This window comes from Microbacterium sp. ARD31, assembly GCF_031844425.1.
On sequence record NZ_JAUZVE010000026.1, the window covers coordinates 64,120 to 83,992 of the forward strand.

18 protein-coding genes are annotated in these 19,873 nt (G+C 73.7%); 5 read left to right on the plus strand and 13 right to left on the minus strand.

What is annotated here, in order from left to right; translation table 11 throughout:
• Window positions 1–5: 5 nt before the first annotated feature.
• The 6 genes from Q9S36_RS35340 to mraZ all read right to left on the minus strand — a co-directional run bounded on the left by Q9S36_RS35340 (window position 6) and on the right by mraZ (window position 5,832).
• Entirely contained in the window at window positions 6–1,535 is a 1,530-nt protein-coding gene (locus Q9S36_RS35340) for a UDP-N-acetylmuramoyl-L-alanyl-D-glutamate--2,6-diaminopimelate ligase (RefSeq protein ID WP_311289473.1), read from the minus strand.
• Between the two features lie 17 nt (window positions 1,536–1,552).
• Window positions 1,553–3,325 carry a penicillin-binding protein 2 gene (locus tag Q9S36_RS35345; RefSeq protein WP_311289474.1) on the minus strand — a complete coding sequence of 591 codons (1,773 nt, stop codon included), beginning with the start codon at window positions 3,323–3,325 and terminating at the stop codon, window positions 1,553–1,555.
• Between the two features lie 86 nt (window positions 3,326–3,411).
• Entirely contained in the window at window positions 3,412–3,978 is a 567-nt protein-coding gene (locus Q9S36_RS35350; RefSeq protein WP_311289475.1) for a hypothetical protein, read from the minus strand.
• Entirely contained in the window at window positions 3,975–4,964 is a 990-nt protein-coding gene (gene rsmH, locus Q9S36_RS35355; protein ID WP_311289476.1) for a 16S rRNA (cytosine(1402)-N(4))-methyltransferase RsmH, read from the minus strand. Before rsmH ends, Q9S36_RS35350 begins: the two co-directional genes overlap by 4 nt.
• A gap of 2 nt (window positions 4,965–4,966) precedes the next feature.
• Window positions 4,967–5,128 (minus strand): hypothetical protein, encoded by a 162-nt coding sequence (locus tag Q9S36_RS35360; protein WP_311289477.1) that lies wholly within the window; start codon window positions 5,126–5,128, stop codon window positions 4,967–4,969.
• A gap of 275 nt (window positions 5,129–5,403) precedes the next feature.
• Window positions 5,404–5,832, minus strand: a complete 429-nt coding sequence (gene mraZ, locus Q9S36_RS35365) for a division/cell wall cluster transcriptional repressor MraZ (protein WP_129428430.1) — start codon at window positions 5,830–5,832, stop codon at window positions 5,404–5,406.
• A gap of 377 nt (window positions 5,833–6,209) precedes the next feature.
• Here mraZ and Q9S36_RS35370 point away from each other — a divergent pair, with 377 nt between their 5' ends.
• Genes Q9S36_RS35370 through Q9S36_RS35380 form a run of 3 tightly spaced genes read left to right on the plus strand, consistent with a single transcriptional unit; the run spans window position 6,210 to window position 10,832 of the window.
• Window positions 6,210–7,187: an AAA family ATPase gene (locus Q9S36_RS35370; RefSeq protein WP_396653905.1), complete on the plus strand. Its 978-nt coding sequence runs from the start codon at window positions 6,210–6,212 to the stop codon at window positions 7,185–7,187.
• Between the two features lie 10 nt (window positions 7,188–7,197).
• Complete coding sequence (locus Q9S36_RS35375; protein WP_311289478.1) at window positions 7,198–8,466, plus strand: DUF58 domain-containing protein; 1,269 nt, start codon at window positions 7,198–7,200, stop codon at window positions 8,464–8,466.
• Complete coding sequence (locus Q9S36_RS35380) at window positions 8,463–10,832, plus strand: DUF3488 and transglutaminase-like domain-containing protein (RefSeq protein ID WP_311289479.1); 2,370 nt, start codon at window positions 8,463–8,465, stop codon at window positions 10,830–10,832. Before Q9S36_RS35375 ends, Q9S36_RS35380 begins: the two co-directional genes overlap by 4 nt.
• A gap of 191 nt (window positions 10,833–11,023) precedes the next feature.
• Here the strand turns inward: Q9S36_RS35380 and Q9S36_RS35385 are convergent, their stop codons facing one another.
• From Q9S36_RS35385 to Q9S36_RS35415, 7 genes are all read right to left on the minus strand, one after another.
• Window positions 11,024–11,464, minus strand: a complete 441-nt coding sequence (locus Q9S36_RS35385; protein WP_311289480.1) for a DUF3040 domain-containing protein — start codon at window positions 11,462–11,464, stop codon at window positions 11,024–11,026.
• A 103-nt stretch (window positions 11,465–11,567) separates the two neighbouring features.
• On the minus strand, window positions 11,568–12,737 hold the full coding sequence (gene dinB, locus Q9S36_RS35390; RefSeq protein ID WP_311289481.1) for a DNA polymerase IV: 1,170 nt from the start codon (window positions 12,735–12,737) through the stop codon (window positions 11,568–11,570).
• Window positions 12,738–12,761: 24 nt separating this feature from the next.
• A complete protein-coding gene (locus Q9S36_RS35395; RefSeq protein ID WP_311289482.1) occupies window positions 12,762–13,496 on the minus strand; it encodes a methyltransferase domain-containing protein in 735 nt (244 codons plus the stop codon).
• A gap of 43 nt (window positions 13,497–13,539) precedes the next feature.
• A complete protein-coding gene (locus tag Q9S36_RS35400) occupies window positions 13,540–17,355 on the minus strand; it encodes a DNA polymerase III subunit alpha (protein WP_311289483.1) in 3,816 nt (1,271 codons plus the stop codon).
• Window positions 17,356–17,364: 9 nt separating this feature from the next.
• A complete protein-coding gene (locus tag Q9S36_RS35405; protein ID WP_311289484.1) occupies window positions 17,365–17,769 on the minus strand; it encodes an SAV_6107 family HEPN domain-containing protein in 405 nt (134 codons plus the stop codon).
• Between the two features lie 9 nt (window positions 17,770–17,778).
• Window positions 17,779–18,111, minus strand: coding sequence for a DUF6504 family protein (locus tag Q9S36_RS35410; RefSeq protein WP_311289485.1), 333 nt, complete (start codon window positions 18,109–18,111; stop codon window positions 17,779–17,781).
• Window positions 18,112–18,277: 166 nt separating this feature from the next.
• Window positions 18,278–18,745, minus strand: coding sequence for a hypothetical protein (locus Q9S36_RS35415; protein WP_311289486.1), 468 nt, complete (start codon window positions 18,743–18,745; stop codon window positions 18,278–18,280).
• Between the two features lie 45 nt (window positions 18,746–18,790).
• Here Q9S36_RS35415 and Q9S36_RS35420 point away from each other — a divergent pair, with 45 nt between their 5' ends.
• Window positions 18,791–19,264, plus strand: a complete 474-nt coding sequence (locus tag Q9S36_RS35420) for a YbaK/EbsC family protein (protein WP_311289487.1) — start codon at window positions 18,791–18,793, stop codon at window positions 19,262–19,264.
• A complete protein-coding gene (locus Q9S36_RS35425; RefSeq protein ID WP_311289488.1) occupies window positions 19,264–19,863 on the plus strand; it encodes a DUF4126 domain-containing protein in 600 nt (199 codons plus the stop codon). The genes Q9S36_RS35420 and Q9S36_RS35425 overlap by 1 nt, the downstream gene beginning before the upstream one ends.
• Window positions 19,864–19,873 lie beyond the last annotated feature (10 nt).

Sequence of the window (19,873 nt, forward strand, 5' to 3'; positions counted from 1 at the left end):
CTCGATCACCGGCGCACATCCCCCCTGCCCAGGATCTCCTCGCCGGCGACCACGCGGTCGTCGAAGGGGTGGACCTCGCCGTGGACCTCCTGGCCGGTCTCGTGCCCCTTGCCCGCGATGAGCACGACGTCGCCGGGCTCCGCGCGAAGCACGGCCTCGCGAATCGCGAGCCGTCGGTCGCCGACCTCGAGCACCTCGGCGGAGCCCCCGCGCGCGCCCTCGAGCACCGCGGCGCGGATCGCGGCCGGGTTCTCGGTGCGCGGGTTGTCGTCGGTGACGATGACCAGGTCGGCCAGCCGGGCGGCGATCTCGCCCATCACCGGCCGCTTGAGCGTGTCGCGGTCACCGCCCGCTCCCACCACGACCACGACCCGGCCCCGGGTCAGCGGCCGGAGCGTCGCCAGGACGGCCTCGAGGGCGTCGGGCTTGTGGGCGTAGTCGACGACGACCGAGTAGTCCTGTCCCTCCGACACCTGCTCCAGGCGGCCGGGCACGCCGCCGACCTGCGCGATGCCGTCGGCCACCTGGGCCGGGTCGAGGCCGGCGAGCGCCGCGGAGGCGATGGCGGCCAGCGCGTTGGAGACGTTGAACTCGCCGGGGATGTTGACCGCGGCAGGCACCTCGACACCGGGCCCGAGGACGGTGAAGGTCGCCCCGGTCGGCGACAGCTCGACGTCGACCGCCCGCCAGTCGGCGTCCTGCCCCCGGGAGGAGTACGTCGACATCGGCACGCTCGAGACGTCGAGAAGGCGCCGGCCGAACTCGTCGTCGACGTTGGTCAGGCCCACCCTGGCCCGCTCGGGGGTGAACAGGCTGGCCTTGGCGGCGAAGTACTCGTCGAGGTCGGCGTGGAAGTCGAGGTGGTCGCGCCCGAGGTTGAGGAAGGTCGCGACGTCGAACACGACGCCGTCGACCCGGCCGAGCACGAGCGCGTGGCTGGAGACCTCCATCGCGCAGGTGTCCACGCCGCGCTCGCGCATCACCGCGAACAGGCCGTGCAGGTCGGGCGCCTCCGGCGTGGTGAGCTGCGTCCGGACCGCCTCGCCGGCGATGCGGGTGCCGACGGTGCCGATCACGGCGGACGTGACGCCCGAGGCCGTCAGGCCCTGCTCGAGCACCCGCGTGGTGGTCGTCTTGCCCTGGGTGCCCGTGACGCCGATGACGCGCAGCGCGGTCGCCGGCTCGCCGTACAGGTGGGCCGCGAGGTGTCCGAGCACCCGGCGCGGCTCGGGCACCACGATCGCGGGGGTGTCAGGCGGCAGCCGGTCCAGCCCGGCCGGGTCGGTCAGCACGCCGACCGCCCCCGCCGCGAGGGCCTGGGCCGCGAAGTCCGCGCCGTGGGCGCGCGCTCCCGGGAGGGCGGCGTAGAGGTCGCCGGGCTGGATGCGCGCGGTGCTCAGCGAGATGCCGGACACGGCGACCGCGAGGTCGCCGTGGACCGCGACGTCGGTGCTGCCCCGCAGCCACTCGGCGAGCCCGGTCGCCGGGGTCGAGGGCGCGGACCGGGGCCGGGTCGGGCTGGCTGGCGCATCCACCGACCGAGGGTATCGACTCACCACTCGACGGGGAGGCGCGACGGCCTGCCGCCGGTCGGCTCGACGCCGTAGCGCCCGAGGACGTAGCCCATGATCCGCGAGAAGACGGGGCCGGCGACCGAGCCGCCGCCGCCGTCGACCTTCGGGGCGTGGACCACGACGTAGACGGTGAAGCGGGCGTCGTCGGCCGGCGCGAAGCCGCCGAACGACAGCGAGGTGCTGCCGTCGTACAGCCCGGTGACGGGGTTGACGCGTTGCGCGGTGCCGGTCTTGCCGGCGACGAGGTAGCCGGGGACCTGCGCCTTTGGCGCGACGCCGTCCTCGGGGTCGACGACCTTCTCCATCATCCTGGCGGTGGCGCGGGCCGCCTCCTTGCTGATCACCCGGGTGCGGGTCGCGACGTCGGTGCCGACGACGACGCCGTCGTCGGTCACCGCACGGCCCGAGACCAGGCTGGGCGAGACGCGGACCCCGCCGTTGGCGACGGTGTTCACGGCTGCGGCCATCTGCGCCACGTTGACCGACAGGGACTGGCCGAAGGCGACGCGGTCCTTCTCCTGCGAGGTCATCACGTCGCCCGACTTGAGGATGCCGGGCGTCTCGCCGCGGACGCCGATGTCGGTCTTCTGGCCCAGGCCGAAGCGCCGGAGGTAGTCGACCAGCTGTATCGGCGTGAAGGCGTCGGCGGCCAGGACGGTGCCGATGTTGGACGATTTGGCGATGATCCCGGCGAGCGTGAGCCGGATCATGCCGTGGTCGAACCAGTCGCCGATGACGCGGTCCTGGCGGGCGAGGCTGCCGGGCACCTTGAACTTCTGGCGCGGGAAGGCCTTGCCCGCGTCGATGAGCGCCGCGGCGGTGAGCACCTTCTCGACCGAGCCCGGCTCGTAGGTGTCGTTCATCGACCGGGCGCCGAGGTCGGCCTCGTCGGCCTCGCTGGGCTCGTTGGCGTCGAAGGTCGGCACGTCGGCGAGCGCCAGGATCTCGCCCGTGCGGGTGTCCATGACGATCGCGGAGCCGCTCGCGGCCTGGTACTGCTGGACCGTCTGGGCCAGGACCTTCTGGGTGAACCACTGCAGGTCGCGGTCGATGGTGGTGCGCAGCGGGGTGCCGTCCTGCGGCTCCTTCAGCGTGCTCTCCCGCAGCGGGATCCGCACGCTCTTGCTCGAGGAGGACTGCCACGTGGCCTCCCCGTCGGTGCCGGCGAGCTGCTTGTCGAAGGTCCGCTCGAAGCCACCGAGGGGCTCGTCGGTGCCCATGTAGCCGATGAGGTTGGCGGCGACGTCGCCGGCCGGGTAGTCACGGATGGGGTCGTCGTCGGTGCCGATGCCGGTGTAGCCGAGCTCCTCGAGCTCGGCGACGGTGTCGGTGGCCAGCGTGCTGGGCACCCGGCGCGCGATGTATTCATAGCGGCTGCCCTCCTGGCGGCCGCGCAGCGCGGTCAGCGTCCTGAAGTAGTCGACCGAGAGCCGGTCGGACAGCAGCCGGGCGATCTCGGGGGCGTCGTCGGCCGTCAGCGAGGGGTCCGCGAAGACGACCTTGCCCTTGATCGAATCGGCGAGGGGTACGCCGTTGCGGTCGAGGATGTCGCCGCGCTCGGCCAGCAGCGGCACCTTCACCGCACCCTCCGACGCGGCCATGGCGGCGTACGAGCGCGGGTCGACGCCCTGGAGCTGGACCAGCCGGGCGCCGAAGAAGGACAGCACCATGGCGATGAGCACGAAGCCGATGCGCAGTCGCAGCATGGGGGCGCCGCGCGAGGCGCCACGCCTGGTGCGGGTGCTGGGCACTGCTCTCCTCCTTCCCCGGGGCCACCGTCCGGTGGCCTCACGACACTTCTACAGCGGGAGCGCGGCGGATCCGCGCCTCCGCGCCGTCAGCGGTTGCGGTTCTTCTTCTGCTTGTCCGTGCGGCCCTCGCGGCGCGCGTCGGTCGTGGCGGGCGGCACCTCGGTGGTCGTGGCAGGGACCTCGACGACCGTCGGGTCCGGCGCGAGCACCTTGGGCTTGACCGGCGGGGGCGGCAGCAGCTGGATCGCGTTCTCCCTGGTGGCCGGCGTGCGCACCCCGCTCGTCTTGCCGGTCTCGAGGTCGAGGAAGACCGGCGCGCTCGGGATGACCATGCCCATCTGCTGCGCCTCGAGGGCCACCCGCTGGGGGTTGCGGAGCTCGTCGAGCTCCATGCGCAGCGTCTGCTCGCGCGCCGCGAGGGTGTCGGCCTGCTGCTCGAGGCTGGAGGCCGCGAACGACGCCTGCTGCATCGAGGTGTTGAAGAGCAGCAGCCCGACGATCCCGCCGACCAGCACCAGGCTGACGAGCGTCACGAACGGCACCCGCGGGGCACGCGTGCGCATCCGCGGGACGACCGTGAGCCGCGCCTTGTCCACGGCTTCCTGGGCGATGCGGGTGACACGGGTGCGGGCCTGCAGGGCGGGGCTGCTCATCTGACGACTCCCGGGGGAAGAGGGGACGTGGTGGGTGCTGAGGGTCGGATGCGCTCGACGGCGCGGAGCCGCACGGAGGCGGCGCGGGGGTTCTCGGCGATCTCGTGCTCGTCGGCCTGCTCCGCACCGCGGGTGACCAGGCGCAGGGCCGGCTCCGCGCCCTCGGGGACGAACGGCAGGTCGGGCGGGACGTCGAGCCGGGTGGCGTCGGCGAAGGCCCGCTTGACGAGGCGGTCCTCCAGCGAGTGGTAGGACTCCACGACCACGCGCCCGCCGACGCCGATGACGGCGATGGCCTCGGGGATGGCCCGGCGCAGCACCGCCAGCTCGTCGTTGACCGCCATCCGGAGCGCCTGGAAGGTGCGCTTCGCCGGGTGCCCACCGGTACGCCGGGCCGGCGCCGGGATCGTCGCGTAGAGCAGCTCGACGAGGTCGGCGCTGGTCGTGAACGGCCGGCTCTCCCGACGGCGGACGACCTCGCGGGCGATCTTGCTGGCGAACTTCTCCTCGCCGTACTCCCGCAGGATGCGGGTGAGCTCCTGGGCGGTGGCGGTGTTGAGCAGGTCGGCCGCGGTGTGCCCGGTGGTCGGGTCCATCCGCATGTCGAGGGGTGCGTCCTCGGCGTAGGCGAAGCCGCGGTCGCGGACGTCGAGCTGCATGGAGGAGACGCCGAGGTCGAAGAAGACGGCGTCGACGTGCGCGAGACCGAGGCTCCCGACGACCTCCGGCAGCTCGTCGTAGACCGCGTGCACGGCGGTGAACCGGTCGCCGTACGACGCGAGCCGCTCGGTGGACATCGCCAGTGCCGTCGGGTCGCGGTCGATCCCGATCACCCGCGCGTGCGGGAGGCGCTCGAGGACCGCCTCGCTGTGGCCGCCGAGACCGAGCGTGCAGTCGACGTAGACCGATCCTTCGGCCTCGAGTGCAGGGCTCAGCAGGGCGACGACCCGGTCGAGGAGCACCGGGGCGTGGCTGGGAGTCGTCATGCTCAGCCCTGGTGTCCCAGGTGCGCGAGCAGCAGCAGCGCGAAGGCCAGGCACGACGCCGTGGCGGCGGAGAACGCGATGAGCGCGGCCGCCTCGCGCGCCTGGTCGCGCACCCGCAGCGGCGGTGCCGCCGTGGTGCGTGCCCAGGGCTGGGTGGTGCTCATGTCTCGACCCCACTGACTGCTGAGTGCTGCTGGCTGGTGCTGGCTGGTGCTGCTGGTTGGCGGTGCGGCTGACACGCCCCGCCGAGTGGCACGGGGTGAGCCGCCGCACCAGGTCCCTGCCCGCTCCCTGCATGGGATTGCGAATGGGATGCCCTCTGGTGCCGGGGAAGTGCCCCAGATGGCACGCGAGGGAGCGGGCTCGAGACCTGGTGATGCGGGTCCGGGTGTCAGCTGTGGAGTTGTGGGTGGTGCTCGTCTCGGCTGCCGTGCGGCGTTCAGATGCCGGGGAAGACCTCGTCGCTGAGCTCGGAGAACTTCTGCTCCTGCTCCTCCGAGTAGGTCGCCCAGGCCGTCGGGTCCCAGATCTCGATCCGGTTCATCGACCCGATGACCACGCACTCCTTGCGGAGTGACGCGTACTCCCGCAGCGGGGCAGGGATGTTGATGCGTCCCTGCTTGTCCGGCACCTCCTGGCTGGCGGCCGCGAACAGCATGCGGACGTAGTCGCGGGTGCTCTTCTGCGTGACCGGCGCCTCGCGGAGCCGGTCGGTGAGCCGGCCGAAGTCCTCCAGCGACCAGACAGTGAGGCAGCGCTCCTGTCCCCTGGTCACCACGAGTCCCTCCGTCAGCTCGTCCCTGAACTTCGCCGGGAGGAAGAGGCGCCCCTTCTCGTCGAGCTTGGGCGTGTAGGTGCCGAAGAACATCCGGCACCTCCCACTGGCTCGGCGGGTAGATCGACCCTGCCCCCCACTTCGCCCCACATTACCCCACTTCCCTCCACCGTCAACCAGATCGAGCGTGTTGCAGGCGCGAATTTCGGCGATCTCGCGGCGGGACGCCGGGTGCCGCTCCCCCGGGGCCGCACGCTCGCCCGAGCGTGGATCCACCCGGTTCCACGCTCGACAGGCCCCGGGTGGAGCGTGGGTGGGGGACGTCGCGCCCCAGTGGTGGGGAGAAGTGGGGAGGATCGGCGCAGTCCGGCGACGATCGACGTCGTGCTGGCTGTCAGGGCGCTGTGGACGGGTATGTTGCGCGCACCACATACGGTGGTGGGCAGCACGAACGAGGGGATGGGCGAGACGTGACGACTGGGGCATCGGGGCAGGCACCTGACCTGGACACCGTGAGGCGGGTGACCGGTGCGGTCCGCCAGAACATCGAGCGGGTGATCGCCGGCAAGCCCGACGTCGTCAACGCCGCGCTCGTGGTGCTGCTCGCCGAGGGCCACCTGCTCATCGAGGACGTCCCCGGCGTCGGCAAGACCCAGCTCAGCAAGGCACTGGCCCGCAGCATCGACTCCTCGGTCCGGCGCATCCAGTTCACGCCTGACCTGCTGCCCTCCGACGTCACCGGCGTCTCGGTCTTCAACCAGGACACCCGGCAGTTCGAGTTCCGCCCCGGGGGCATCTTCGCCAACATCGTGGTCGGCGACGAGATCAACCGGGCCTCCCCCAAGACCCAGTCGGCCCTCCTGGAGTGCATGGAGGAGCGCCAGGTCACCGTCGACAACGCGACCTACCAGCTCGAGAAGCCGTTCATGGTGATCGCCACCCAGAACCCCATCGAGATGGAGGGCACCTACGCACTGCCCGAGGCCCAGCGCGACCGCTTCATGGCACGCGTGTCGGTCGGCTACCCCGTCGAGTCGGCGGAGATCGCCATGCTCGAGGGGCACACCGCCCACAACCCGCTCGACGACCTCGAGCCGGTGACCGACGCCGGTGAGATCCGCAAGGTGATCGAGATCGTGGGCCGGGTGCACGTCTCCTCGGCGGTCCACCGGTACGCCGTCGCGCTGACGACCGCGACCCGCACCAGCAACGACCTGCACCTCGGCGCGTCGCCCCGCGCGACGCTCCACCTGGTGCGGGCCGCGAAGGCCGTCGCCGCGACCCAGGGTCGCGACTTCGTCCTCCCCGACGACATCCACGGCATCACCCAGCCGGTGCTCGCGCACCGCCTGCTGCCGAATGTCGAGGCGACCATGAGCGGGCGCACCACCTCGGCGATCCTCAACGGGATCGTGGAGTCGGTGCCGGTCCCCTCCGCGTCCATCTGAAGGGGCGGCCGTGCGTGAGGCCCTCGCTGCGCTGACCGTCCGGGGACGGGCGTTCCTGGCTGCCGGCATCACGACGGTGGTGGCGGCGATCGTGGTGGGTCACTCCTCGGTGGTGCGCATCGGCGTGCTCGTCGCGGCGCTCCCGCTCCTCACCGCGTGGTGGGTCGGCCGCTCCCGCTACCGCCTCGCGCTGGTGCGCACCCTCTCCCCGCAGCTCGTCGTGGCCGGGCAGCCCGCCACGGTGGAGCTGACGGTCTCCAACGAGTCGCGGACGCCGACCGGCGTACTGCTGCTGGAGGAGCGGCTCCCCTACGTCCTCGGCACCCGACCCCGCTTCGTGCTCGAGGGGCTCGGACACGGCTGGCGACGGCACGCCACCTACCAGGTGCGCTCGGAGCTGCGGGGTCAGTTCGAGATCGGGCCGATGTCGGTCCGGGTGACCGACCCGTTCGGCCTCGTGGAGCTCAGCCGCACCTTCCACGCCACCACGCGGCTGACCGTCACCCCGCGCACGACGGCGCTCCCCAACATCCCCCTCGGCGGCGCGTGGACCGGGTCCGGCGACAACCGCCCCCGCGCGTTCGCCACCGGCAGCGCCGAGGACGTCACCGTGCGCGAGTACCGCCGGGGCGACGACCTGCGACGGGTGCACTGGCGCAGCTCGGCACGCGTCGGCGAGCTCATGGTGCGCCGCGAGGAGCAGCCGTGGCAGTCGCGCGCCACCGTCTTCCTCGACAACCGCGGCACCTCCCACCGGGGCCAGGGCGCCGCCAGCTCGCTGGAGGGCGCGGTCTCGGCGGCCGCGTCCATCGCGGTCCACCTGACCCACCACGGATACACCGTCCGCCTGGTCACCGCGTCCGGCGACAGCCGCGAGACGACGTGGCACTCGCAGACCGCCGAGGCGAGCACGATCCCGCTGCTCGAGGCGCTGGCCGTGGTGCAGCTCGACCACGCCCCCACCCCCGACACGCAGTGGCTGGCCGAGCCCGGCCACGGCGGGTTGATCGTCGGCGTCTTCGGCGGGCTCGGCGAGACCGACCTGCCGTTCCTCCGCCGCCTGCAGCACCACGCGTCCTCCAGCCTGGCGATCGCGCTCGACGTCGACGCGTGGGCACCCCACCTGCCGGTCCAGCCCGGGCCGGGATCCGCAGCCCACCTCACCTCGACCGGGTGGCGCTCGATCACGCTCGGCCCCCGCGACCGCCTCGACACGGCGTGGCAGGAGCTCGGGCTCATGCAGAGCCGCGCCACCTCCTCGGCAGGAGCCGCGCGATGAGGGCGAGCTGGAGCAGCCTGCCCCACCAGCTCCGGGTGGCCGGGCTGGCGTTGCTCGCCGCCTGGGCGACCGTGCTGTCGTGGCGGGTGCTCACCGAGGGCTTCGCCGAGGTCGGCTTCCCGCTCCTGTTCATCGGCCTCGTGCTCGCCGGTGGAGGCGCGGTGGCGCGCTGGAGCCGACTGCCGGTCCTGGCGATCCTCGCCGGCCAGCTCGTGGTGGGCGGCCTGCTCGTGCTCGGCACCATCACGGGCTCACCGCTCCCCACGCCCGACAACGTCGACGAGCTGCTCGCCGCGCTCCGCGACGCTCTGGAGACCTCGCGCCAGTACGCCGCGCCCGTCCAGGCCGGGGTGCCGCCCGTGCACCCGCTGCTGCTGGTCGGCGGCACCCTCGTGGTCGTCCTCGTCGACTTCGTGGCCTGCAGCCTGCGCCGCGCCCCCGTGGCCGGCCTCGTGCTGCTGGCGGCGTACACCCTCCCGGTGGCAGTGACCGGTGACGCCGTCTCGTGGTGGCTCTTCGTCGCGATCGCGGGGCTCTTCCTCACCCTGGTCTTCATCCAGCACAGCGACCACGTCACCAGCTGGGGTCGCGCCCCCGACGGTGAGAAGGGCTCCTTCTCCGTGCGCACCGGCGCGATCGGCAACACCGCGCTCGCCCTCGGCTCCGCGGCGATCGCGCTCGCGGTCGTCGTGCCCGCGGCGGTGCCGACGATGCAGATGACGGTGTTCGACGGCAACGGCCCCGGCACGCGCGAGGTGGAGGTCAAGGACCCGATGGTCGACCTGCGCCGCGACCTGCGCCGCGGCGAGGACATCCCGCTGCTGTGGGTCACGACGTCCGGTCCCCGGCCCAGCTACCTCCGGCTCTCCGTGCTCGCGAACTTCAACGGCTCCCAGTGGACACCGGGCGACCGGGAGATCCCGGAGGAGCAGACCGCCACCGGTCCCATGCCTCCCCTCGACGGCGTGAGCACCGCGGTGGCGCGCAGGGAGTTCACCTACGACGTGCGCGTCGGGTCCGACTTCGCCTCGACCTGGCTGCCGACGACCGCGCAGGTCACCCGGATCGCGGCCGGCACCGACTGGCGCTACGACACCAGCACCCGCGACTTCATCGCCGCGCGCGACGACGTGACCACGGCCGAGCGCAGCTACGACTTCACCGGCGCCCAGCTCACCTACGACGCCGCTGCCATGAACGGCGCCGTCTCCGGCGCAGGCAGCGTCGCCGGCATCTTCACCGACGTGCCGCCCTCGCTCAACAACGAGATCCGGCGCCTGGCGGCGAGCGTCACCGCGGACGCGCCCACCCGGTTCCAAAAGGCCCAGGTGCTGCAGCAGTGGTTCCGTGAGGACGGCGGATTCCGCTACGACCGCGCGCAGGTCGAGTCGGCCGGCAACGGCGGCGCCGACCTGCTGGCCTTCATGGAGGACCGCGTCGGCTACTGCGAGCAGTTCGCCGCGTCGATGGCGATCATGGCGCGCGTGCTCGGCATCCCCAGCCGGGTGGCCGTCGGGTTCCTGGAGCCGACGAAGGCGACCAACGGCGCGTGGGAGTTCTCCGCCCACGACCTGCACGCGTGGCCCGAGCTCTACTTCCCCGGCTCGGGCTGGGTGCGCTTCGAGCCCACCCCGTCCGACCGCGCCGGCAACGTGCCCGACTACACCACGACCGAGTTCGCCCCGGTGACCGAGAGCGCCTCCCCCAGCGCGAGCCGCTCCACCGAGCTGCTGCCCGAGCGCGGCGAGACCGCGGACACCGACGCCGCGTCGGCCGAGGAGGAGACCAGCTCGATCCCGTGGTTCCCGATCCTCGCCGGTGTCGCCGGCCTCCTGGTCGTGGGCCTGCTGCTGCTCACCCCGCGCCTGGTGCGCCGCAACCGCCGGCACCGCCGCCTCGCGGGCGACGTCGAGGACCTGTGGGTCGAGCTGCGCGACGTGGCCCAGGACCTCGGTCACGCCTGGCCGGTGGGCCGCTCCCCGCGACGTGCCGGCGAGTGGCTCGGCCGGCTGCTGGCCACGCCCACCGAGGGGTCGGCACGTCCGGACCGCCCGCGCCGCGGGCGGGACCAGGCGCCCGAGGCCGCTGCTGCCCTCGACCGGATGGTGGCCGCCCTCGAGCGCAGCCGCTACGCCCGCGACCCCGAGACCTTCACCGCCGACCGGTTCCACGCCGACGCCGCGCTGGTCGAGGAGGCACTGGCCGCCGGCGTCACGCCCCGCGACGTACGACGTGCGCAGTGGTGGCCGGCGTCGGTCGTGGGGCGGCGTACGTCCTGGCGGCCGCGGCGCTCCAGCGTCGCGCGGGCGACCGAGACACCCGTCGACCACGAGACCAGCCGGACGGTCGACGAGCTCGTCGGCTGAGCGGGCGCTTCCTCGCGCTCCCGACCGCCGCCCGGGCACCTCCTCGCGGTCCCGACCGCCGACCGGGCACTTCCTCGCGGTCCCGACCGCCGACCGGGCACCGCCCAGCGCGAGGACGTGCCCGATCAGCACAGGTCAGCGCGAGGAAGTGCCCGGTCGGCACGCGTCAGCGCGAGGACGTGCCCGGTCGGTCAGAAGCCGCGCTCGCGGCGGCGGCGCCACCGCTCTTCCATGCGCTCCATGAAGGGGCTGCCGTTGCGCTGGCGCGAGGGGCGGTGGGCACGGCCACCGTCGATGACGCTGAACCCGGGACGGCCGTGGGGGCGACCCTTGGCCACGGGGGCCGCACCGGGGGCGCGGGCGGAGGTGAGGGCGAGGATCGCGCCGCCGAGCATGATGACGAAACCGAGCACGCCGACGATCGTCTGGACCACGACGCCCTGGTCGAGGAGCACCGCGAGGATGAGCAGGCCGACACCGGCAGCGAGGATCACGCCACCGAGGATCATCCGGCGGCGGGCGGCGCGCTGGAAGGACGTGCCACGCAACGTGGAGGCGAGCTTCGGGTCCTCTTCGACGAGCGCGCGCTCCATCTGCTCCAGCAGTCGCAGTTCTTCCTCGGAGAGCTCCACGGTTCCTCCTCGCCTCTCGTCACAAGTCTAGGCACGCCGTTGGCCCTACGGTAGGCGTCCTCCGAAAATTCACCCCCACGCGGGTGGGATCACATCGGCAGGGTCACACCAGGCTCGCCGGACGGACGGCTGCCGAGCCGAAGCGGCGGGTCGCCCGGTCGACGGCCCGGTCCGCCTCGGCCCATCCGTGCTCGGGCTCCCCCAGCACCAGCTGCCGCTGCACGGTGGCGCGCGGCACGAGCCCCTCGACGCGTACGCCGACCAGGCGCAGGCGCGCGCGCTGCAGCCCGAGCGCGTCGTAGAGGCGGGTGACGGCACGGTGGATCTCGACCGTGACGTCGGTGGCCTCGGGCAGGGTGCGTGAGCGGGTGATCGTGGTGAAGTCGGCGAACCTGACCTTGAGGGTCACGGTCCGCCCGGCGACCCCCGCCGCGCGCATCCGGCCGCCGACCCGCGCGGAGAGGCGGAGCAGCTCGCGCACGACCACCTCCCGGTCGTCGGTGTCGCGGGCGAAGGTCTCGTCGGCGCCCATCGACCGCTCCGGCTCGTGCGGACCGGCGGTGGGGTTGAGCTCGCCCCGGTCGGTGCCCCACGCCAGGTCGTGGAGGTGCCGGCCGAGGTGGACGCCCACGGCGCGCTGCAGGGTGGCCACAGGCGTGTGTGCCACGTCGCCGACGGTGACCAGGCCGAAGCGGTGGAGCAACGCCTGCGTCTTCTCGCCCACGCCGTAGAGCTCACCGACGTCGAGCGGGTGGAGGAACGACGTCACGCGGGACGGCGGCACCACCACGACTCCGTCCGGCTTGGCGCGCCGACTGGCCAGCTTGGCCACGGACACCGATGCCGCGACCCCGACCGAGCAGGTGATGCCCTGCTCGTCGTGGATGGTGGCCCGCAGCCGCTCGGCGATCACGGCGGGCGGGCCGAGTCGGCGGGTGGAGCCGCGCACGTCGAGGAAGGCCTCGTCGAGCGACATCGCCTCCACGACCGGGGTGACCTCGCGGAAGGTCTCCATCACGGAGGCCGAGACGCGGGTGAAGGTGTCGTAGTCGGGCGGGAGCACGGTGACGTGCGGGCAGAGCCGGCGGACGCGGGCCATCGGCAGGGCCGAGCGGATGCCGTAGCGACGGGCGACGTAGTTGGCGGCAAGCACGACACCGCGCCCGCCGCCGCCGACCACCACGGGCTCGTCGACCAGGTCGGGACGCTCACGCAGGGCCACGGACGCGTAGAACGCGTCCATGTCGACGTGGAGGAGGGGGGTGTCGGTCATCGCGACGACCCCGCCGCCGGTGGGTCAGTGGCGAGCGAGCACGTGCAGCTGCGTGGCGAGGGGGAGGTACTCCGGGCGCGTGGCGACGGCCCGCTCCAGCTCGACCAGCGCGGCCGTGGCCCCCGGCTCGAGGTCGAGGAGGCTGCCCGGGACGAGGTCGGCGAACACCCGCACCGCCTGCACCGCCGACGCCTCGAAGCCGGCTGCGACGAGGAGGTCGACCACCTCGTCGTGGGTGAAGCGGTGGCCCGCGCGGCCGGTGGCCGGGTCGCCGTCGAGGAGCTCGCGGGCCGCCTGGAAGTGCCCCGCCATGGCGCGGGCGACCACGGCGGCGTGGCGCTGCGCCACGAGCAGGCTGAGGTGACCACCTGCGCGCAGCACGCCGGCGATGGCGTCGAGCGACGCCGAGGGGTCGTCGACCATCTCGAGGACGCCGTGGCAGAGCACGAGGTCGGCGTCGGCGACCAGGCCCGGCAGGTCGGACAGGTCGCCCTGCTGGCCGGTGACGCGGTCGGCGACGCCGCGCTCGCGGGCGCGGCGGTCGAGCGCGGCCAGCGCGTCGGGACTGGGGTCGATGACCTGGACGGTGTGGCCGAGCTCGGCCAGCGGGACGGCGAACCCGCCGGTGCCGCCGCCGATGTCGACGATGCGCGCCTGCTCCGCGGCGAGGTCGCCGCCCTCCAGCAGGGCTCGTACGCCGTCCCAGACCACACCCGTGCGGACGGACTGGCGACGGTCGCTCGCGGAGGGCTGGGCCATGGTGGCAACCCTAGTGCGTGCGCGACACCCACCCCGGTGCGGTTCATCCCGGGCTCCCCGGGCTGCGGTGCCAGAGGTGCCGCGCGACGTCGCGGGTGTCGTCGCCGGCGGGCCTGACGTCGGCGTAGGGCGAGACCCGGAAGCCGGTGGGGTGCACCAGCACGCGCCGCTGGTCGGGCTCGCCGAGCGGCGGCCCGGGGCGGCGGGCGAGCTCGGCGCGCACCTGCTCGACGCCCTCCTGGCTGCTGCGTGCCCGGCTCCAGGTCGCGTGCAGGACGGGCAGCTCCCAGGCACCGGTCGCGCGCAGCGAGACGCCCCGGCGTCCCGTCCGGCGCAGCTCCCCGCGCACGAGCAGGAGCCAGCACGAGAAGACGGTCGTGGCGTAGGGGCCCTGCGCGTCCTCGAAGAACGTCGCGTCGACCGGCCCGGTGCCGTCGTCGAGGGTCAGGAAGACGACCCGCCTGCCGGACCGGACCGGCGGCGTCTGGGTGGCGACCTTGACGCCGGCGACGAGCAGCTCGGAGCGGCTGCGCCGCCGCAGCAGGTCGCTGCTGCGGGTGACCCCGAGGGCGTCGAGGAACGGGGCGTAGCCGGCGACGGCGTGCTGGCTGACGTCGAGGCCGAGGATCTCCAGCTCCGCGCGCATCCGCTCCCCCGTCGTCATCTCCGGCAGGCCGGACGGCGCCTCCCCCGGCTCGCCGGGCTCGTCGCCGAGGCGCAGCGTGAGCTGCACCGACTCGGCGGCCACCGCCGGGCGCGCGGCCCGCGACTGGGCGGCCGCCCGGCCCCACACGCCCGCCTCGGCCAGCGCGTGGCGCTCGGTCGGCCCGGCGTCCTGCCGCACCGACGGGTCGGAGCTGTTGCGCGCGGCTGCCGCAGTCGCCGCGGTCGCGGCCGGGAGCGGCGCCCGCCGTCCTGACTGCCCCCGGCCGCGGGCGCGTGAGGCGCGGTCCAGCGAGCGGGCGTGCAGGTCGAGCTCGGCCACCTGGAGCAGCAGGTCGCGGCGGGTCACCCGGCCGCGGCGGCGCACCTCCTGCTCGCCCGAGCCGATGGCGTACACCCCGTCGAAGCCGCCGGCCAGCACCAGCCGCTCGAGCACCGGGCGCGACACCCGCGCGCGGTGGAAGAAGTCGGACAGCGAGACGTAGGCACCCCCGTCGCGCGACTCGACGATGCGGGCGACCTCGGCCTCGCTGATGCCCTTGACGTCGGTGAGGGAGAGCCGGATGGCGTGGCCCTCCCCCACCTCGCCGCGCTCCACGGCGTACGTCGAGGCGCTCGCGTTGACGTCGAGGCCCAGCACGCCGACGCCGAACTGGCGCGCGTCGTCGAGGATCAGGCGCTTGGGGTACATCCCCGGGTCGTGGGTGAGCACCCCCGCCAGGAAGTGGGCCGGCCAGTGCGCCTTGAGCCACGCCGACTGGTAGGTCGGGAGCGCGAACGCGGCTGCGTGCGCCTTGCAGAAGCCGAAGGAGCCGAACGCCTCCAGCACCGCCCAGACCTGCTCGACCAGGGCCAGGTCGTAGCCCTGGCCCAGCGCGCGCGGGAAGAACCACGCCCGGGTCGCCGCCATGCCGTCGGGGCGCCCGAGCGCGCGCCGCCTCTCGTCACCCTCGGCATAGGAGACTCCCGCGAGCTGCGCGATCAGCTCGATCACCTGCTCGTGGAAGATCACGACGCCGCGGGTCGGCTCGAGGATCGGCCGGAGGTCGTCGTGGAGGTAGTGGGCGCTCGACCAGCCGTGCTTGACCTCGAGGTAGGGGGTGATCATGTCGCTCTTGACCGGGCCGGGGCGGAAGAGCGAGATGTCGGTGATGATGTCGTCGAAGGTCTCGATGCCGGACTTGCCGACGAGCTCGCGCTGGCCGGGAGACTCGATCTGGAAGACGCCGAGGGTGCGGGCCTGGCTGATCATCGTGAAGGTCGTCGGGTCGTCGAACGGCACCTGCGCCGGGTCGTCGAGGTCGAGGGTGACGCCATCGACGCGCTCGACCTCGGCCACGGCGTGGGCCATGGCCGACTGCATCCGGATGCCGAGGACGTCGAGCTTGAGCAGGCCGAGCTCCTCGACGTCGTCCTTGTCGAACTGGCTCATCGGGAAGCCCGCCCACGACGCCTCGACCGGGGTGCGGTCGAGCAGTGTGGCGTCGGAGAGCAGCACCCCGCACGGGTGCACCGCGATGTGGCGGGGCAGCCCGTCGAGCCGCTCGACGAGCCCGAAGAAGCGGTCGAGCGCTCCGTCGCCCAGGCCGCTGGCCCGCAGCTCGGGCAGGTCGCGCAGCGCCGCGCGGGCGTCGCGGGCCCGCACGTGCGGGAACGCCTTGGCGATCACGTCGACCTCGCCGGGCGGCATGCCGAGCGCGGCGCCGACGTCGCGCACGGCGTGACGGACGCGGTAGGTGTCCATCATCGACACGCACGCGCACCGCTCACCGCCGTAGCGGTCGAGGATCGCGCGGTAGACGTCCTCGCGGCGGGCGGACTCGACGTCGACGTCGATGTCGGGCAGCGAGGCCCTCCGGGTGGACAGGAACCGCTCCATGAGCAGGCCGTGGCGGATCGGGTCGACGCCGGAGATGCCGAGGAGGTAGTTGACCAGGCTGCCCGCGCCGGAGCCCCGGGCGGCGCGGCGCACGCCCATCTCGCCGATGAGGTCGGTGACGTCGGCGACGGTGAGGAAGTACGACGCGTAGCCGAGGGCGCGGATCGTCTCGAGCTCGTCGTCGAGGCGCGTCCAGATCCGCATCCGGGGTGCGGAGCCGTAGCGGCCCGCGATCGCTGCCTCGCACCGCAGCCGCAGCGCCACGTCGGCGGACGGGGCGCCCGAGCCGGCCAGCGCGAGGTCGGGGAAGTGCACCTCGCCGATGCCGAGGTCCGCGCGGGGATCGAGGGCACAGCGGTCGGCCACCGCGCGGGTGCGGGCCAGCAGCCGGCGCGCCTCCACCGCGCTGTCACCGAGCCCGGCGAGGCGACAGACCTCCTCGGCCACCTCGTGCATCTCCTTGCCGGACTTGAGGAAGCCCTCCGCGTTGCCGCGGCTGGTGCCGGGCCCGATGTCGCGCAGGCTCGCCGACCCGAGCGGGACCAGCCGCCGGGCCGCGTCGAGGACGTCGACGGTCGGCGCGTCGAGCCGGTCGGCGTAGCGCACGGCGTTGGTCAGGACCGTGCCGAGGCCGGCGGTGCGGGCGATGCCCGCCATCCGGGCGGCGTGCGGGGAGCTGCCCGGCCCCCAGTCGCCGCCGCGGCCGCCGAGCCGGTGGGAGACCAGCTCGACGACGAGGCTCGCACGCGGCACCAGCTCCAGCCAGGGCCGGATCGCGGCCAGCCCGAGGTCGTCGCGACGACGGGTGGCGGCCGCTCCCAGCTCCGAGGCCGGCCCGAGCAGCACCACCACGTCGCCCCCGCGGAGGTGGGGCGCCAGCACGTCGAAGGACGCCACGGGGCGGCCTCGCTCCCCCGACAGGTGCACCGCGGAGACCATCCGGCAGAGCGCGGCCCACCCCGACCGCCCGCTGGCGAGGAACGTCACCCGGCCGCTGCCGCCCTGCTGCAGGGAGCGGTCGCGGGTCGCGCCGCCGCGCGCCGGGGTGCGTGGCGGGCGAGCGCCGGTCGGCGCCGCCATCGGTGAGGCGGCCCCGGGACCGACCGCAAGCTCGACCCCCAGCACCGGCCTGATGCCGGCGCTGCGGGCCGCGCGAACGAACTTCACCGCGCCGTAGGTGCCGTCGCGGTCGGTGAGGGCGAGGGTGTCCATCTCCTGGTCGACGGCCCGCTCCACGAGCACGTGCGGGTGGGAGGCGCCGTACTGCATCGAGTAGCCGGAGGCGACGTGGAGGTGGACGAACGGGTCGGGCGACACCCCGCACCCTCAGGCGACGCTGGCGTGGGGCACCAGGCCGAGCGCCTGCTCGACCACGGCCAGGAACCGGTCGGCATCACGCACGAGGTCGTCGGCCTCGCGCTCGGTGACCGCCCGCGTGGAGCCTGCCTCGGCCGCGGCCCGCTTGGCGGCGCCGGCGGCGAAGAAGCTGGCCCACTCGGAGAGCTCGGGCGCGACCTCCGCGAGCAGGACCCAGGCGTTCTTCTGGCGCCGGGCCCGCGGCGCCGGTCGGGCCCGTGCGGCGAGGAGTGCCGCGGCCGCGCACAGGGCAGCGACGTGGGCGCAGGCGTAGCGGGTGGGCACGTCCCGGGCCGTGATCGACTCGCGCAGGGACGTGGCCGACCGCTCGAGGTAGGAGTGGGCGGTGGCCGGCAGCATGTGGGGGCCCATCATCGGCTCCCCTCAGTCCAGGCAGCCGACGAGCTGCCAGCGCCCGTCGGCCCAGTCGAAGGACAGGTCGAAGACGCCGTAGGAGCCCGCCGCCTCGCCCGGCATGCCGCGCCCGGCCTCGACACGCCACAGCTCCCGCTCGGCGACCGGGTCGAGCGCCGCACCGGCGCCTCCGGCGCCTCCGGCCACTCCGGCGGGCCGGAGCGCCGACTGCCACCACGGCCCGGTCTCCACCCAGTGGGCGACGACCGCCCGCACCTTCCACAGCCGACCGCGCCACAGGAACTGGTCGGGGTCCTCGGTCTCACCCCGTCGCACCTCGACGGGGTCGTCGTACTGCCTCATTGCGCCTCCTCGACACGTCCGTCGACCCCGGGGGCGACCCGGTGACGGTGGGGGTCGAGGTCACCGCCACCGGGTCGCATCGAACATCTGTTCGAACACCCAGAACGGTACTACCCCCCACCGACAGCCCGTCAAGGGAATCGGCGAACGGGCGCAGAGGCCGCGGTCAGGTCCGACGGAGGTAGGCGGTGGTGTCGCGGCGCCAGAGGAAGAAGGACAGCACGAGGCCCTCCACGATCACGAGGGCGGACAGCACGACGAAGATCGTCGGCAGGTGCGCGTCGAGGGCGACCGCGCCGACCAGCACGCCCACACCAGCGGTGGCGGTCAGCACCAGGCGGGCCCAGCCGTGCCCGCCGAGGAAGAAGGAGCCGAGCACCACAGCGAGGGCGGCGAAGCCGACGAACGCCACCACCGACAGCGCCACGAAGCCCGGCACGATCGGGCTCTCGCGCAGCTGCTCGATGCCGCCCTGCGCCAGGATCTCCTGCGCGGACGGATTGCCCTCGGCCCAGCCGAGGATGACGTCGTCGCGCATCAGCCAGATGAGCAGCGTGATCACCCCCGAGGTGGCCACGATGAGCCCCAGCACTCGCATGCTGTTGACCACGGATCCGGGCACGTCGCGCGCCATGCAAACTCCTCGGGCTGATCGGTCGTCGTCGCTAGGCTCGCCATCATGTCGAGCGAGCACACGTCCATCACCTCATTTCGAGGCGAGCTCACCCGGCGCGGTGGGACGGGTGACGTGGTCATCCTGCCCGACAGCGCCCACACCGCGGCACTCGCCGCGGCGGCGCTGGGGTGTGACGTCGGCGCCATCGCCAACAGCCTGCTCTTCGACGCCGACGGCGAGCCGGTGCTGATCCTGACCTCCGGGGCCCACCGGGTCGACACCGCGGCGGTCGCCGAGCGCATCGGCGTCGGCCGCCTGAAGCGTGCCGACCCCGACTTCGTACGACGGCACACCGGGCAGGTCATCGGCGGCGTGTCCCCCATCGACCACCCCGCGCCCGTCCGGACCTGGATCGACCCGTGGCTGCGGCAGCACCCGGTGGTGTGGGCGGCCGCGGGCCACCCGGCCGCCGTCTTCTCCACGACGTACGACGAGCTGGTCGAGATGACCGGCGCCGTCGAGGTGGACGTGGACTGATGGACGCCTTGGCACTCACCTTCTCCAGCGGTTGGGCGAGCGGCATCAACGCCTACCTCGTGGTGCTCGTCCTCGGCACCGCCGACCGGGTGGGGTCGTTCGCCGAGATCCCTGACGTGCTGGGGCGCTGGGACGTGCTGGCGGTGGCCGGCTTCCTCTACGCGATGGAGTTCATCGCGGACAAGATCCCCTACGTCGACTCCACCTGGGACGCGATCTCCACCGCGATCCGGCCGACGGCCGGCGCCGTCATCGGCGTGCTGCTCGCTGGCGACGCCGCCTCGCTCGACCAGGCCGTGCTCGGGGTCGTGGGCGGCGGCACGGCGCTGCTCAGCCACCTCGCCAAGGCGGGCGGGCGCCTGGCCATCAACTCCTCACCCGAGCCCGCGAGCAACATCGTGGCGAGCCTGACCGAGGACGCCGCCGTGCTGGGCGTGGTCTGGTTCTCCCTCGAGCACCCGCGGGCGGCCGCCGCGATCGCCGGCGCCCTGCTGCTCGTCGGCCTGGTGCTGCTGTTCCTCCTCGGGCGGGCGGTCCGTCGCGGTTGGCGGCGCTGGAAGAAGAAGGACCCGGTCGGGCAGGTCGGCCCGACCGCCTAGTGTGGCCCAC

Excerpts from the sequence above, each read along its gene's own strand:
- dinB (WP_311289481.1), bottom strand. The coding sequence starts at position 12,737 with ATGACCGACACCCCCCTCCTCCACGTCGACATGGACGCGTTCTACGCG.
- Q9S36_RS35380 (WP_311289479.1), top strand. The coding sequence starts at position 8,463 with ATGAGGGCGAGCTGGAGCAGCCTGCCCCACCAGCTCCGGGTGGCCGGG.
- Q9S36_RS35395 (WP_311289482.1), bottom strand. The coding sequence starts at position 13,496 with ATGGCCCAGCCCTCCGCGAGCGACCGTCGCCAGTCCGTCCGCACGGGT.
- Q9S36_RS35350 (WP_311289475.1), bottom strand. The coding sequence starts at position 3,978 with ATGAGCAGCCCCGCCCTGCAGGCCCGCACCCGTGTCACCCGCATCGCC.
- Q9S36_RS35405 (WP_311289484.1), bottom strand. The coding sequence starts at position 17,769 with ATGATGGGCCCCCACATGCTGCCGGCCACCGCCCACTCCTACCTCGAG.
- mraZ (WP_129428430.1), bottom strand. The coding sequence starts at position 5,832 with ATGTTCTTCGGCACCTACACGCCCAAGCTCGACGAGAAGGGGCGCCTC.
- Q9S36_RS35360 (WP_311289477.1), bottom strand. The coding sequence starts at position 5,128 with ATGAGCACCACCCAGCCCTGGGCACGCACCACGGCGGCACCGCCGCTG.
- Q9S36_RS35410 (WP_311289485.1), bottom strand. The coding sequence starts at position 18,111 with ATGAGGCAGTACGACGACCCCGTCGAGGTGCGACGGGGTGAGACCGAG.
- Q9S36_RS35420 (WP_311289487.1), top strand. The coding sequence starts at position 18,791 with ATGTCGAGCGAGCACACGTCCATCACCTCATTTCGAGGCGAGCTCACC.
- Q9S36_RS35415 (WP_311289486.1), bottom strand. The coding sequence starts at position 18,745 with ATGGCGCGCGACGTGCCCGGATCCGTGGTCAACAGCATGCGAGTGCTG.
- rsmH (WP_311289476.1), bottom strand. The coding sequence starts at position 4,964 with ATGACGACTCCCAGCCACGCCCCGGTGCTCCTCGACCGGGTCGTCGCC.
- Q9S36_RS35425 (WP_311289488.1), top strand. The coding sequence starts at position 19,264 with ATGGACGCCTTGGCACTCACCTTCTCCAGCGGTTGGGCGAGCGGCATC.